This is a genomic window from Amycolatopsis albispora, from assembly GCF_003312875.1.
In the GTDB taxonomy this organism is placed as follows: domain Bacteria; phylum Actinomycetota; class Actinomycetes; order Mycobacteriales; family Pseudonocardiaceae; genus Amycolatopsis; species Amycolatopsis albispora.
In genome coordinates this window covers 1,024,756-1,038,501 of the sequence record NZ_CP015163.1, presented here as the reverse complement: position 1 = coordinate 1,038,501, position 13,746 = coordinate 1,024,756, and the positions used below count along the sequence as shown (strand labels likewise).

Annotated in this window: 11 protein-coding genes; 7 read left to right on the top strand and 4 right to left on the bottom strand. The window is 71.6% G+C overall.

Going from position 1 to position 13,746, the window contains the following annotated elements; all coding sequences use genetic code 11:
• Positions 1 to 129: 129 nt before the first annotated feature.
• Genes A4R43_RS05070 through A4R43_RS05060 form a run of 3 tightly spaced genes read right to left on the bottom strand, consistent with a single transcriptional unit; the run spans position 130 to position 3,342 of the window.
• Positions 130 to 738 carry an FKBP-type peptidyl-prolyl cis-trans isomerase gene (locus A4R43_RS05070; protein ID WP_113691229.1) on the bottom strand — a complete coding sequence of 203 codons (609 nt, stop codon included), beginning with the start codon at positions 736 to 738 and terminating at the stop codon, positions 130 to 132.
• A gap of 10 nt (positions 739 to 748) precedes the next feature.
• On the bottom strand, positions 749 to 2,965 hold the full coding sequence (locus tag A4R43_RS05065; protein ID WP_236808778.1) for a HelD family protein: 2,217 nt from the start codon (positions 2,963 to 2,965) through the stop codon (positions 749 to 751).
• A gap of 38 nt (positions 2,966 to 3,003) precedes the next feature.
• On the bottom strand, positions 3,004 to 3,342 hold the full coding sequence (locus A4R43_RS05060) for a winged helix-turn-helix transcriptional regulator (protein WP_205215246.1): 339 nt from the start codon (positions 3,340 to 3,342) through the stop codon (positions 3,004 to 3,006).
• A gap of 81 nt (positions 3,343 to 3,423) precedes the next feature.
• On the opposite strand from A4R43_RS05060, the gene A4R43_RS05055 reads away from it, so the two are divergent.
• Positions 3,424 to 4,098: an NADPH-dependent F420 reductase gene (locus tag A4R43_RS05055; RefSeq protein WP_113691227.1), complete on the top strand. Its 675-nt coding sequence runs from the start codon at positions 3,424 to 3,426 to the stop codon at positions 4,096 to 4,098.
• Here the strand turns inward: A4R43_RS05055 and A4R43_RS05050 are convergent.
• Entirely contained in the window at positions 4,023 to 4,994 is a 972-nt protein-coding gene (locus A4R43_RS05050) for a heme o synthase (protein ID WP_113691226.1), read from the bottom strand. The two genes, A4R43_RS05055 and A4R43_RS05050, sit on opposite strands and share 76 nt — an antisense overlap.
• A 332-nt stretch (positions 4,995 to 5,326) precedes the next feature.
• Here A4R43_RS05050 and tkt point away from each other — a divergent pair, with 332 nt between their 5' ends.
• Genes tkt through pgl form a run of 6 tightly spaced genes read left to right on the top strand, consistent with a single transcriptional unit; the run spans position 5,327 to position 13,613 of the window.
• Positions 5,327 to 7,432, top strand: coding sequence for a transketolase (gene tkt, locus A4R43_RS05045; protein WP_113691225.1), 2,106 nt, complete (start codon positions 5,327 to 5,329; stop codon positions 7,430 to 7,432).
• 23 nt (positions 7,433 to 7,455) lie between these two features.
• Entirely contained in the window at positions 7,456 to 8,571 is a 1,116-nt protein-coding gene (gene tal / locus A4R43_RS05040; RefSeq protein WP_113691224.1) for a transaldolase, read from the top strand.
• An 8-nt stretch (positions 8,572 to 8,579) separates the two neighbouring features.
• Complete coding sequence (locus A4R43_RS05035; protein WP_162788320.1) at positions 8,580 to 10,196, top strand: glucose-6-phosphate isomerase; 1,617 nt, start codon at positions 8,580 to 8,582, stop codon at positions 10,194 to 10,196.
• Positions 10,193 to 11,716, top strand: coding sequence for a glucose-6-phosphate dehydrogenase (gene zwf, locus A4R43_RS05030; RefSeq protein WP_113691223.1), 1,524 nt, complete (start codon positions 10,193 to 10,195; stop codon positions 11,714 to 11,716). Before A4R43_RS05035 ends, zwf begins: the two co-directional genes overlap by 4 nt.
• Positions 11,713 to 12,837, top strand: coding sequence for a glucose-6-phosphate dehydrogenase assembly protein OpcA (gene opcA / locus A4R43_RS05025; protein ID WP_113691222.1), 1,125 nt, complete (start codon positions 11,713 to 11,715; stop codon positions 12,835 to 12,837). Before zwf ends, opcA begins: the two co-directional genes overlap by 4 nt.
• Positions 12,834 to 13,613: a 6-phosphogluconolactonase gene (pgl, locus tag A4R43_RS05020; protein WP_113691221.1), complete on the top strand. Its 780-nt coding sequence runs from the start codon at positions 12,834 to 12,836 to the stop codon at positions 13,611 to 13,613. The genes opcA and pgl overlap by 4 nt, the downstream gene beginning before the upstream one ends.
• The last annotated feature ends 133 nt before the right edge of the window (positions 13,614 to 13,746 follow it).

The window sequence follows — 13,746 nt, the reverse complement described above, 5'->3', positions numbered from 1 at the left end:
CGGCAATCCCGCGCCAGGCCCCATCCTGGCTCGGCACCTCTGGACACGAATGTGGCTTTCGGGGCGGAAAACGCCCCCCCAAAGCCACATTCGTGTCGCGGCAGGCGCCCCGCCGCAGGGCGACCCCCGTCAGTTCGTGCCCGGGGTGACCTTCACCGCGTCCACCACGAAGACCAGGGTCTCCTTCTGCAGCGGGTGGCCGAGCTGCTTGCCGTAGGCCAGGTCCGGCGGCACCACGATGACGCGCCGCCCGCCCTGGTAGATGCCTTCCAGGCCCTGCTCCCAGCCCGGGATGACCTGCTGCGCGCCCAGGGTCAGCGGCAGCGGCTTGCCCTTCTCGTACGAGTTGTCCGCGACCTGCTTGTTCCCCCAGGTCATCAGCAGGTAGTTCGCCTCGAGCTGGCTGCCCTTGGCGGCCTCGGCGCCCTGGCCGGGCTCGAGGTCCTTGGTGAGCAGCTTGGTCGGCGCGGCACAGCCGTCGGGCAGCGTGATCTCCGGCTCCTGGCCAGGCTCGCCCTTGACCTCGATCTGGTCCACCGTGCACTCCGGCCCGGCCGGCTGCTGCGGCAGCGCCGTCACCGAACCGGGTCCCGGCTGGCCGGTGTTCGGCCCGGCGGGCGCGATCGACGGCTGGGCGTTCGAACCGGGGGGCTGGGTGGAGTCCTTCTCCGATGGCGTGCACGCACCGACGGCCAGTGCGGCGGCGACCACGACCATGAGCTTGGCAGAGTTCCGCATAACGGGCAGCCTAGCTCCCGGCCGGAAACGGCTCCGACCCGGCGTGGAGCACCCCGAGCCGCCGTGTGGCGCGGGTCAGCGCCACGTACAGGTCGTTCCAGCCGCGCGGTGACTCCGCCACGATCTCCTCCGGCGCGACCAGCACCACGGAGTCGAATTCGAGCCCCTTGGCCAGTTCGACGGTCAGCACGGACAGCCGCTCGTCCTCGGCGACAACCTCCCGCACCCCGGCCAGCCGCTCCGCCGGGCACAGCACCGCCACCGTGCCGCCGTCCACTTCGGACAGCTCGGCACGGGCGACCGCCGCCAGGTCCGCGGCCGCCAGCGGCACCTGCCACGGCGCCACTCCCGTCGAGCGCACCGACGTCGGCACGGTCAGCGAGGGATCGACCCGTTCCAGTGCCCGCGCCGCCAGCGCCATGATCTCCGCCGGCGTGCGGTAGTTGACCGTCAGCTCCGCCAGCCGCCACCGGTCGTCGACGTACGGGCCGAGCACGTCGCCCCACGCCGACGCACCGCCCTCGGCGCCGGTCTGCGCCACGTCCCCGACCACCGTCATCGACCGGCTCGGGATCCGCCGCATGATGGTCCGCCAGTCCATTTCGGACAGTTCCTGCGCCTCGTCCACGATCACGTGCCCGAAGGTCCAGGTGCGGTCCTGCGCGGCGCGCTGCGCGGCGGTCAGCTCGCTGCGGGCCTGCTGGCGTTCGGCGAACAGCTCCGCGTCGAGCACGTCGCTCACCCGCAGCAGCTCGGGGTCGATGATCTCCTCGTCCTGCTCCAGGATGTCCAGCACACCCTCGGCGTACGCGCGCTGCTCGCGTTCCTCGCGGGCACGCGCGGCGCGTTCCTCGGTGTCGTCCCAGCCGAGCAGTTCGGCCAGCTCGTCGAGCAACGGCACGTCGGCGGGGGTGAACTCCGCACCGCGATCGCGCCGGAGCGACGCGCGCTCGTCCTCGCTGAGCTGCTTCGACGCCGCCGAAGCCAGGCGCCGCGGCTCCGCGAAGAGGTCGTCGAGCACCTCCTCCGGGGTGAGCACCGGCCACAGCTCGTCCAGCGCCCGGCGCACGTCCTTGTCCTCGGCGAGTTCCGCCCGGATGTCGCCGACGTCGCGCGCGTCGAGCAGGTGGTCACCGAGGCGCCGCGCGGCCTGCCGGGTGAGCGCGTCGAGCAGTTCGGCGACGAAGATCCGCCGCGCCTGGTTGTGCGGGCGCCGCGACCGGCGTGCCTTCGCCCGCGCGTCGGTGCAGGTGCGCTTGTCCAGGCGCAGGATCTCGCGCTCCACCTCGATCTCCAGCACCGGCGACGGCACCGCCTGCCGGTCCTTCACCGCGTTCGCCAGCACCTCGGCCATCACCGCGCGCCCCTTGACCTCGGCGGCGGCGCGCTCGTCGGCACCGGTCGCGTCGATGCCCGGGTACAGCTGCCCGACCGTGGCCAGCAGCACCCCGGTCTCGCCCAGCGACGGCAGCACCTGCCCGATGTAGCGCAGGAAGGTGCTGTTCGGCCCGATCACCAGCACGCCGCGCTTGGTCAGCTGCTGGCGGAAGGTGTAGAGCAGGTACGCCGCGCGGTGCAGCGCGACCGCGGTCTTGCCGGTGCCGGGCCCGCCCTGGACCACCAGCACGCCGTTCATCCCGGCCCGGATGATCCGGTCCTGCTCGGCCTGGATGGTGGCGACGATGTCGCTCATCTCACCGGTGCGCCGCTGGGTCAGCGCGGCCAGCAGCGCCGCCTCCCCGGCCAGGCCGAGGTCGTGGTCGCCCGCACCGGCCTCGCCGAGGTCGAGGATCTCGTCGTCCAGCCCGGTGACCCGGCGGGACAGGCTGCGGATGTGCCGCCGCCGTCGCACGCCCTCCGGGGAGGCCGCGGTGGCCAGGTAGAACGGCCGCGCCACCGGGGCACGCCAGTCCACCAGCAGCGGCCGGTAGTCGTCCTCGGTGTCGAACAGGCCGAGCCTGCCGATGTAGGCGGTTTCCTGGTGGTGGAAGTCGAGCCTGCCGAAGCACAGCCCCTGCTCGACCGAGCCGAGCTGGGCCAGCCGCTCGGTGTAGGTGGCGGTGGCGACGTCGCGTTCGGTGCGGGCCTGCGGGGTCCCGCCGGTCAGCCGCAGGGTTTCGTCGAGCCGACGCTGGGTGAGGTCGCGTTCGGCGTCGAGCATCTCGTAGAGCTTGGTGACGTAGGCCTGTTCGTGCTCGAGATCGGAGTCCCCATGGGACGCGGACAAGGGCGACTCACTTTCGTACGAGGGGATTCCGATCGATCCTACGCGGGCGGCCAGGCGGCCATCACCTCGTCGCCGTGCTCGAAGGCCCACTCCCCCAGCGCGCCGATCGGCCCGAGCAGCGTCTCCCCCAGCGGGGTGAGCGAGTACTCCACCCGCGGCGGCGCCTCGGCGTAGGCCTGCCGCGTCACCAGGCCGTTGAACTCCAGGCGCCGCAGGGTTTCGGTGAGCACCTTCGGCCGGATGCCGCCGATCTGCTCGCGCAGTTCGGCCGGGCGGCGCGGGCCGTGGCGCAACGCCCACAGCACCACCGAGTTCCACGTGTTGCCGAGCAGGTCGAAGGCCAGGCGGGCACGGCAGTCGGCGAGGAAGCCGGACACGGGCACCTCCCTTTCGCGGGCACCGGATGGTGCCCATCGGAATCCCTACCGTCGATCTTCCAGCAACAACGGGAGGTACGGATGCGGATCGGGATTCTCGGCGCGGGCGGCATGGCGGACGCGCTGGGCACGCAGTGGGCGCGCGCGGGCCACGAGGTGCGGACCAGCGGGCGCACACCCGCCGGCGCCTACGCCGGCGCGGCGGAGTTCGGCGAGGTGGTGCTGCTCGCGGTGCGGCACGAAGGCGTGGAGCGGGCGCTGCGCGCGGCCGGTGACGCGCTCGCGGGCAAGGTGGTGATCGACTGCACGAACCCGGTGGTGGACGGTGAACTGGTCACCGGCAGCACTTCCGCCGCCCAGTGGGTGGCCGAACTCAGCGGCGGCCGGGTGGTGAAGGCGTTCAACCTGTGCCACGTGGACGTGTGGCGGATGACACCCCCGGCGTTCGGCGGCGAGCCGCTGGTGGTGCCGGTGTGCGGGGACGACCCGGCCGCACTGGCCACAGTGGACTCACTGGTGCGCGACCTCGGCTGCCTGCCCGCCGCGGGCGGCGGCCTGGCGCGGGCCGGGTTGCTCGAAGCCACCGCCGCGTTCGTGATCGGGCTGTGGCGCGGTGGCGCCGACGCGCGGGCGATCCTGCCGCCGCTGGCCTACGCGGAAGGCGACCCGGCCCCGCAGCCTCAGAAGGGCAGGCCGAGCGCGGGCAGCCCGATCGCCGAGTCCACCGCGAGCGCGCAGAACACGATCATCAGGTAGGTGTTGGAGCGGTGGAACAGGGCCATCGGCTTGGTCTCCACCCCGCGGTTCACCGCGGCGCGCAGCCGGTGCGCGTAGAACAGGAACCACGCACCGGCCAGCGCGGCGAACGAGGCGTAGAGCCAGCTCGTCGCCGGCGCCAGCATCAGCGTCCAGGCCACCATCACCCACGAGTAGATGACGATCTGCTTGGCCACGTGCTGCGGGGTGGCCACCACCGGCAGCATCGGCACGCCGGCGCGCTCGTAGTCGTCGCGGTACTTCATCGCCAGCGCCCAGGTGTGCGGCGGCGTCCAGAAGAAGATCACGCCGAACATCACGAAGGCGGGCCACTCGACGGTGCCCGAGACCGCGGCCCAGCCGATCACCACCGGCATGCAGCCCGCGGCACCGCCCCACACCACGTTCTGCGGCGTGCGCCGCTTGAGGCCGAGCGTGTAGACGAAGATGTAAAACAGGATCGTCGCGATGGCGAGGATCGCCGAGAGCAGGTTCACCGTGAAGAACAACACAGCGAACGAGGCGACCCCGAGCACCAGCCCGAAGACCAGCGCGTTGCGCCGCGGCACCGAGTCCTTGACCAGCGGGCGCCGCTTGGTGCGGTTCATCACCTTGTCGATGTCGGCGTCGATCACGCAGTTCAGCGCGTTCGCGCTGCCCGCGGCCATCGTGCCGCCGAGCAGCGTGGCCAGCACCAGCCAGGGGTTGGGGATCTCACGCCCGGCCAGGAACATCGCCGGAATGGTGGTGACCAGCAACAGCTCGATCACGCGAGGCTTCGCGAGCGCGGCGTAGGCACCGATGACCCGGCGGGGGCTACGCCGGCCACCTGGCTTCTCGGGTGCGTCCACGGCGCTGGCTTCACCGCGCCCGTGCGCGGCGTGCACCAACGACATTTCGCTCCCTGCTACTTCTAGCTATTTCACTGTCGGTCCGGGACGGAGAACGCGGCTCGGATCTGATCTTGCGGGTGGGCCCGAAACCACGCCGGGCCTGCGCCCTGACCGATCGTAATCGGCGGGGTGTCCGGATCAACCGAGGGGGTCTTGACACGGTTGGGGTGCGCCGCCACGGGTACGCCTACGACTAGGCTGGCCCGCGTGGGCGTGGCGTGCCCGTGCGAGTGGTGCCGAACAGGCATATCGTGCACCCGGATCGATCAAGGCGCGCCCGCCGGCAAGCACCGTGCAAAGCAAGCGAATCACCGAAGACGGGGAGTTCGAGTTCAGTGTCCGAAACCGCCCTCAGCAGCGAGAACAACCCTCTCATCCGGCGGAACTACCCCGCCGACTGGACCGAGCTGGACACACGCGCGGTGGACACCGCCCGGGTGCTGGCGGCGGACGCCGTGGAGAACTGCGGCAGCGGCCACCCCGGCACGGCGATGAGCCTGGCCCCGGTCGCCTACTCGCTGTTCCAGCGGATCATGCGGCACGACCCGGCCGACCCGGAGTGGCCGGCGCGTGACCGGTTCATCCTCTCGGCCGGGCACTCCAGCCTGACCCTGTACATCCAGCTCTACCTGGCCGGGTTCGGCCTGGAGCTGGAGGACCTCAAGCAGCTGCGCCGCTGGGGCTCGAAGACCCCCGGTCACCCGGAGTACCGCCACACCGCCGGCGTGGAGACCACCACCGGCCCGCTCGGCCAGGGCCTGGCCAACGCGGTCGGCATGGCGATGGCCGCCCGCCGCGAGCGCGGCCTGCTCGACCCCGAGCCCGCGCCCGGCGAGAGCATCTTCGACCACCAGATCTACGTGATCGCCTCCGACGGCGACATCGAGGAGGGCGTCACCTCCGAGGCCTCCTCCATCGCCGGCCGCCAGGAGCTGGGCAACCTCACCGTCATCTACGACGACAACAAGATCTCCATCGAGGACGACACGAACATCGCGCTGTCCGAGGACACCGCGAAGCGCTACGAGGCCTACGGCTGGCACGTCCAGGTGGTCGACGGCGGTGAGGACGTGGTCGCGTTCGAGGCCGCGATCGAGGCCGCCAAGGCGGAGACCACCCGCCCGTCGTTCATCCTGCTGCGCACGGTGATCGGCTTCCCGGCGCCGACCAAGATGAACACCGGCAAGGCGCACGGCGCCGCGCTGGGTGCCGACGAGGTCGCCGCGGTCAAGGAGATCCTCGGTTTCGACAAGGACAAGGACTTCCAGGTCGCCGACGAGGTGATCGAGCACACCCGCAAGGCCGCCGAGCGCGGCAAGGCGGCGCATGCCGAATGGCGGACGAAGTTCGACGCGTGGGCGGAGGCCAACCCGGAGCGCGCCGCGCTGGCGGCGCGGCTGGCCAAGCGCGAGCTGCCCGCGGGCTGGGCCGACAACCTGCCGTCGTGGGAGCCGGACGCCAAGGGCGTGGCCACCCGCAAGGCCTCCGGTGAGGTGCTCAACTCGCTGGCCGACGCGCTGCCGGAGCTGTGGGGCGGTTCGGCCGACCTGGCCGAGAGCAACAACACCACGATGAAGGGCGCCGACTCGTTCGGTCCCGAAGCCGCCGCCACCGGGATGTGGAAGACCAGCCCGTACGGCCGCACCCTGCACTTCGGGGTCCGCGAGCACGCGATGGGCTCGATCCTCAACGGCATCGCGCTGCACGGCGGCACCCGGCCCTACGGCGCCACCTTCCTGATCTTCTCCGACTACATGCGCCCGCCGGTGCGGCTGGCCGCGCTGATGAAGGCGCCGGTCATCTACGTGTGGACGCACGACTCGATCGGCCTCGGCGAGGACGGCCCGACGCACCAGCCGATCGAGCAGCTCGCCGCGCTGCGCGCGATCCCCGGGCTGAACGTGGTCCGCCCGGCCGACGCCAACGAGACCGCGGCAGCGTGGAAGGCCGTGCTGGAGGACAACCAGCACCCGTCGGGCCTGGCGCTGACCCGCCAGAACGTGCCGGTGCTCGAGGGCACCAGCGCCGAGGGCGTGGCCCGCGGTGGTTACGTGCTCGCCGAAGCCTCGGGTGCCACGCCGGACGTTGTGCTCATCGCCACCGGTTCCGAGGTGCAGCTGGCCGTCGAGGCCAGGAAGAAGCTCGAGGCCGACGGCGTTTCCACCCGTGTGGTGTCCATGCCGTGCGTCGAGTGGTTCGAGGCGCAGAACCAGGCCTACCGCGAGTCGGTGATCCCGTCCGGGGTGAAGGCCCGCGTGGCCGTGGAGGCCGGGGTCGCCCAGCCGTGGCACAAGTTCGTCGGGGACGCCGGTGAGATCGTCTCGATCGAGCACTTCGGCGCCTCCGCCGACTTCGCCACCCTGTTCCGCGAGTTCGGCATCACCGCCGAAGCCGTGGTCGACGCCGCCCGCCGGTCGCTGGACACCGCCAAGAACTCCTGAATTCCACCGAAGGGGATGAAGTCATGAGCAGCACCGACCGCCTGGCCAGGCTGTCCGAGGCCGGCGTCTCGATCTGGCTCGACGACCTGTCCAGGGAACGGCTCGACTCGGGCAATCTCGCCGGGCTGATCCGCGACCAGCACGTCGTGGGGGTCACCACCAACCCGACCATCTTCGCCAACGCGCTGTCGAAGGGTGACGCCTACGACAAGCAGGTCGGCGAGCTGGCCGCGCGCGGTGCCGATGTGGACGCCGCCGTGCGCGAGCTGACCACCACCGACGTGCGCAACGCCGCGGACCTGTTCCGCGACGTCTACACCGCCACCAACGGGGTGGACGGCCGGGTGTCCATCGAGGTGGACCCGCGGCTGGCCAAGGACACCGACGCCACCGTGGCCGAGGCGCAGGACCTGTGGAAGACGGTCGACCGGCCGAACATCCTGGTCAAGATCCCGGCCACCGAGGAGGGCCTGCCCGCGATCACCCGCACGCTGGCCGAGGGCATCAGCGTCAACGTCACGCTGATCTTCTCCGAGGAGCGCTACCGCGCGGTGATCGACGCCTACTTCGCCGGTCTGGAGCAGGCGAAGGCGAACGGGCACGACCTCAAGGGCATCCACTCGGTCGCCTCGTTCTTCGTGTCGCGGGTGGACGCCGAGATCGACAAGCGGCTGGACGCCATCGGCACCGACGAGGCCAAGGCGCTGCGGGGTGAGGCGGCCATCGCCAACGCGCGGATCGCCTACGCCGCCTACGAAGAGCTGTTCGCCTCCGACCGGTGGAAGGCGCTGGCCGCCGACGGCGCGAACGTGCAGCGCCCGCTGTGGGCCTCCACCGGGGTGAAGGATCCGTCCTATTCGGACACCCGGTACGTGGACCAGCTAGTGGTGGCGAACACGGTCAACACCATGCCGGAGAAGACGCTGTTCGCCGCCGCGGACCACGCCGAGATCGAGGGCGACAAGGTTTCGGGCACCGAAGCCGCCGCCCGCGAGGTGTTCACCAAGCTCGAGGCCGCCGGTGTCGACATCACCGACGTTTTCCTGGTGCTGGAGAACGAAGGCGTGGACAAGTTCGAGAAGTCCTGGAGCGAACTGCTCGAGACGGTCACCGGGCAGCTGGCGAAGGCGAAGGGCTGAGCACGGGCATGGCAGCGGAAGAGACGGGCGCGGGGGTCACGATCGTCGACCCCGCGCTGGAACAGCAGGCCAAGCCGCTGGCGGACAGCCTGATCGCGGACAAGGCCGCCTCGCGCCTGGCCGCCCAGGACCCCACGCTGTGGGGCACCGAGGCCGAAGCCGAGGCGGCCATCCGGCTGTCCTGGACCACCCTGCACAAGTCGTCGCGGCCGCTGATCGGCGAGATCGAGGCGCTGCGCACGGAATTGCGCTCGGAGGGCGTGGACCGGGTGGTGCTGGCCGGCATGGGCGGTTCCTCGCTGGCGCCGGAGGTGATCACCGGGACCGAGGGCGTCGCGCTCACCGTGCTCGACACCACCGATCCCGGCCAGGTGGCCGACGCGCTGGCCGGTGACCTGGAGCGGACCGTGCTGGTGGTCTCGTCGAAGTCCGGCGGCACGGTGGAGACCGACAGCCACCGCCGGATCTTCGCGAAAGCCTTCTCCGACAACGGGATCGACGCCAAGCGGCGGATCGTCGTGGTGACCGACCCCGGCTCGCCGCTGGCGGAACTGTCCGAGCAGGAGGGTTACCGCAAGGTGTTCCTGGCCGACCCGCACGTGGGCGGCCGGTACTCCGCGCTGACCGCGTTCGGGCTCGTGCCCGCCGGCTTGGCCGGTGCCGACGTGGCGCGGTTGCTGGACCAGGCCGCGGGCGTGGCCGACCAGCTGGCCGCGGACAGCGAAGCCAACCCGGCCGTGCGGCTGGCGGCGGCGCTGGGTGCGCGGCACGCGCAGAACGCCGAGAAGGTGGTCTTCGCCGACACCGGGTCCGGGATCAAGGGTTTCGGTGACTGGGCGGAGCAGCTGATCGCCGAGTCCACCGGCAAGCAGGGCACCGGCCTGCTGCCGGTGGTGGTCGAATCACCGGAGGCGGCGGGCTTCGCCGACGCCGGTGCCGACGCCACCCCGGTGGCCGTCGGGCACGCGGCCGCGCCCGCGCAGCTCTCGGTGACCGGCCCGCTCGGCGCGCAGTTCCTGCTGTGGGAGTTCGCCACCGCGCTGGCCGGGCGGCTGCTCGGCATCAACCCGTTCGACCAGCCCGACGTCGAGGCGGCGAAGAAGGCGGCGCGCGCACTGCTGGACCAGCCGTCCACTTCGGACAGCGGCGCCAAGCCGTCGTTCACCGACGGCGCTATCGAGGGCTACGGCTTGGACGCGGCCGACCTTCGCGAGGCCCTGAAGTCCTTTGTGGACTCCGCGACCGGGGCGCCGTCGGCGTACCTGGCGGTGCAGGCCTACCTGGACCGCCTCGACGACGCGTCCGCCGCGGTGCTGCGCCCGCAGCTGGCCAAGAAGACCGGGCTGCAGACCACCTTCGGCTGGGGACCGCGGTTCCTGCACTCGACCGGGCAGTACCACAAGGGCGGCCACCCGAACGGCTTCTTCCTGCAGCTGACCGGGGCCGCCGAGCAGGACCTGGACGTGCCGGACCGGCCGTACACGCTGGCCGGGCTGCAGCTGGCGCAGGCGCTCGGCGACGGGCAGGTGCTCGCCGAGCACGGGCGGCCGGTGCTGCGGCTGCACTTCACCGACCGGGCCGCCGGGCTGGCGCAGCTGGTGGCCGCGCTGGAGGACTTGGCGTGAGCTGGACCAACCCGCTGCGGGACCCCCGCGACAAGCGGCTGCCGAGGATCGCCGGGCCGTCCAGCCTGGTGATCTTCGGCGTCACCGGGGACCTGTCCCGCAAGAAGCTGATGCCCGCCATCTACGACCTGGCCCACCGCGGGCTGCTGCCGGCCGGGTTCTCGCTGGTCGGGTTCGCCCGGCGGGACTGGGAGCACCAGGACTTCGGCGAGCTGGTGCACGACTCGGTGGCCGAGCACTCGCGCACGCCGTTCCGCGAGTCGGTGTGGAACCGGCTCGCCGAAGGCATCCGGTTCGTGCAGGGCACCTTCGACGACGACGACGCCTTCGACCGGCTCGCGCAGACCGTGCGCGAGCTCGACGCCGAGCGCGGGACCGGCGGCAACACCGCGTTCTACCTGTCGATCCCACCGAGCGCTTTCCCGGTGGTGACCAAGCAGCTGGCCCGCTCCGGGCTGGCTGCCACCGACGAGAACACCTGGCGTCGCGTGGTCATCGAGAAGCCGTTCGGGCACGACCTGGGCAGCGCGCGTGAGCTGAACGCGATCGTCAACGACGTCTTCCCCGAGGAGTCGGTGTTCCGCATCGACCACTACCTCGGCAAGGAGACGGTGCAGAACATCCTGGCGCTGCGCTTCGCGAACCAGCTGTTCGAGCCGATCTGGAACGCGAACTACGTGGACCACGTGCAGATCACCATGGCCGAGGACATCGGCCTCGGCGGGCGCGCGGGCTACTACGACGGGATCGGCGCGGCGCGCGACGTCATCCAGAACCACCTGCTCCAGCTGCTCGCGTTCACCGCGATGGAGGAGCCGGTCTCGTTCGAGCCGAAGGCGCTGCGCGCGGAGAAGGTGAAGGTGCTCGGCGCGACCAAGCCGGTGCAGCCGTTCGAGGCGACCACCGCCCGCGGGCAGTACACCGGCGGCTGGCAGGGCGGCAAGAAGGTGCCCGGCCTGCTGCAGGAGGGCGGGTTCTCCAAGGACTCGACCACCGAGACCTACGCCGCGGTGACGCTGGAGGTGCAGAACCGCCGCTGGGCCGGGGTGCCGTTCTACCTGCGCACCGGCAAGCGGCTGGGCCGCCGCGTCACTGAGATCGCAGTGGTGTTCAAGCGGGCGCCGCACCTGCCGTTCGACTCCACCGCCACCGAGGAACTCGGCCAGAACGCGCTGGTCATCCGCGTGCAGCCGGACGAGGGCGTGACGCTGCGGTTCGGCTCGAAGGTGCCGGGGACCACGATGGAGGTCCGCGACGTCACGATGGACTTCGGGTACGGGCACGCGTTCACCGAGTCCTCGCCGGAGGCCTACGAGCGGCTCATCCTGGACGTGCTGCTCGGCGAGCCGTCGCTGTTCCCGGTGAACGAAGAGGTCGAGCTGTCGTGGGAGATCCTCGACCCGATCCTGGCGCACTGGGCCAAGCACGGCAGGCCGGAGGAATACCCGCCGGGCTCGTGGGGTCCGGCTTCGGCTGACGCCATGCTGGCCGCTTCGGGCCGTAACTGGAGGCGCCCGTGATCATCGACCTGCCGTCCACCACCACCTCGCAGCTGAACAAGAAGCTGGTCGAGCTGCGCGAACGCGGCGGGGCCGTGGCGCTGGGCCGGGTGCTGACCCTGGTCATCGCCGCGGACGACGACGAGCACCTGGAAGACGCGATCGACGCGGCCAACGAGGCCAGCCGCGAGCACCCGTCGCGGGTGATCGTGGTGGCCAAGGGCTCGAAGACGGCGGCGCCGCGCATCGACGGCCAGATCCGCGTCGGCGGGGACGCCGGCGCGAGCGAAGTCATCGTGCTGCGGCTGTACGGCGCGCTGGCGTCGAACAGCCAGAGCGCGGTGGTGCCGCTGCTGCTGCCCGACGCGCCGATCGTCACCTGGTGGCCGGGCACCGGCCCGCGCAACCCGGCCAAGGACCAGCTCGGCGAGCTGGCGCAGCGCCGGATCACCGATTCGGCGGCGGAGAAGAACCCGATCCGCGCGCTCGGCACGCGGGGCAAGGCCTACACCGACGGCGACACCGACCTGGCCTGGACGCGGCTGACGAACTGGCGTGCCCAGCTGGTCAGCGCGCTGGACCTGCCGCCGTACGAGAAGGTGCTCTCGGCCACGGTCACCGGTGAGGCGGACTCGCCGTCCACCGAGCTGCTGGCCGGCTGGCTGGCCGAGTACCTGAAGGCGCCGGTCAAGCGGGTCAAGTCGAGCAGTGCGCAGGGCATCCTGTCGGTCACCCTGGAGCGGCGCTCCGGCCCGATCGAGCTGTCCCGCCCGGACGGCCGGGTCGGCACGCTGACCCAGCCGGGCCAGCCGGCCCGGCGGATCGCGCTGCAGCGGCGGGACAACAAGGACTGCCTGATCGAGGAACTGCGCCGCCTCGACCCGGACGAGATCTACGAGGCGGCGCTGCACGGCCTCGGCAAGATCGCCGCCACCTCACGCAGGACAGCGGCGGCCAAGGCCCCCGCCAAATCGGCGGCCAAGTCCGCGGCGAACGAATCAGCCAAGTCAGCGGCCAAGTCCGAGGCGAAGGCACCGGCCGGGTCTCCGGCCAAGGCACCGGCCAGGTCGGCGGCGAAGGCATCGGGCAAGGAATCGGCGAAGGCGTCCGGCGCGAAGGCGGCGGAGAAGGCGAAGTCATGAGCACCTCCGAAGTAGTCGTCTACTCCGATGCACGGCTGCTCGCGGCGGCCTGCGCGGCCCGGCTGGTCACCCGGCTGGTCGACGTGCAGGCCGCGCGCGGCTCCGCGTCGCTGGTGCTGACCGGCGGCGGCACCGGCATCGCGATCCTGCGCGAGCTGCGCAACTCCCCCGCCAGGGACGCCGTCGACTGGTCGAAGCTGGACCTGTACTGGGGCGACGAGCGCTTCCTGCCCGCGGACGACGACGAGCGCAACGAGAAGCAGGCACGCGAAGCGCTGCTGGACCACGTGCCGGTCGACCCGGCGCGGGTCCACGCGATGGCCCCGTCCGACGGCCGGTTCGGCGACGACCCGGACGCCGCGGCGGCCGACTACGCCCGCGTGCTCGCCGAGAACGCGCGGCCGGAGGACCACGGCGACGTGCCGACCTTCGACGTGACCCTGCTCGGCCTCGGCGGCGAGGGCCACACCGCGTCGATCTTCCCGGAGTCCCCGGCGGTCTACGAGACCGAGCGCTCGGTGATCGCGGTGCGCAACTCGCCCAAGCCGCCGCCGACGCGGATCTCACTGACGCTGCCCGCCATCCGGCGCTCGGCCGAGGTGTGGCTGGTGACCACCGGCGAGGCGAAGGCGGACGCGGTGGCGCTCGCGCTGGCGGGTGCCGGTGAGGTGCAGTTGCCGGTGGCCGGTGCCCGCGGCCAGCGCCGCACGCTCTGGCTGCTGGACCGCACCGCGGCCGCGAAGGCGCCGAACGTGTTTCGCCCGCGCATCGCCTGATCGATCAAGTCCCCCATTTCGTCCGATTATCGGACAGTACTCGTCATCCCCCGGACGGGTTAGTCAGCGCGCCCAAAAGGTACGCGCATACGGCTGAATGGCCGGAAACTTACCGCCAACCGGCAAATCAACG

Bases quoted from the DNA above. Each gene is read 5' to 3' on its own strand.
- A4R43_RS05070 (WP_113691229.1), bottom strand. From the start codon at position 738: ATGCGGAACTCTGCCAAGCTCATGGTCGTGGTCGCCGCCGCACTGGCC.
- A4R43_RS05055 (WP_113691227.1), top strand. From the start codon at position 3,424: ATGCGGATCGGGATTCTCGGCGCGGGCGGCATGGCGGACGCGCTGGGC.
- A4R43_RS05050 (WP_113691226.1), bottom strand. From the start codon at position 4,994: ATGTCGTTGGTGCACGCCGCGCACGGGCGCGGTGAAGCCAGCGCCGTG.
- tal (WP_113691224.1), top strand. From the start codon at position 7,456: ATGAGCAGCACCGACCGCCTGGCCAGGCTGTCCGAGGCCGGCGTCTCG.
- A4R43_RS05035 (WP_162788320.1), top strand. From the start codon at position 8,580: ATGGCAGCGGAAGAGACGGGCGCGGGGGTCACGATCGTCGACCCCGCG.
- pgl (WP_113691221.1), top strand. From the start codon at position 12,834: ATGAGCACCTCCGAAGTAGTCGTCTACTCCGATGCACGGCTGCTCGCG.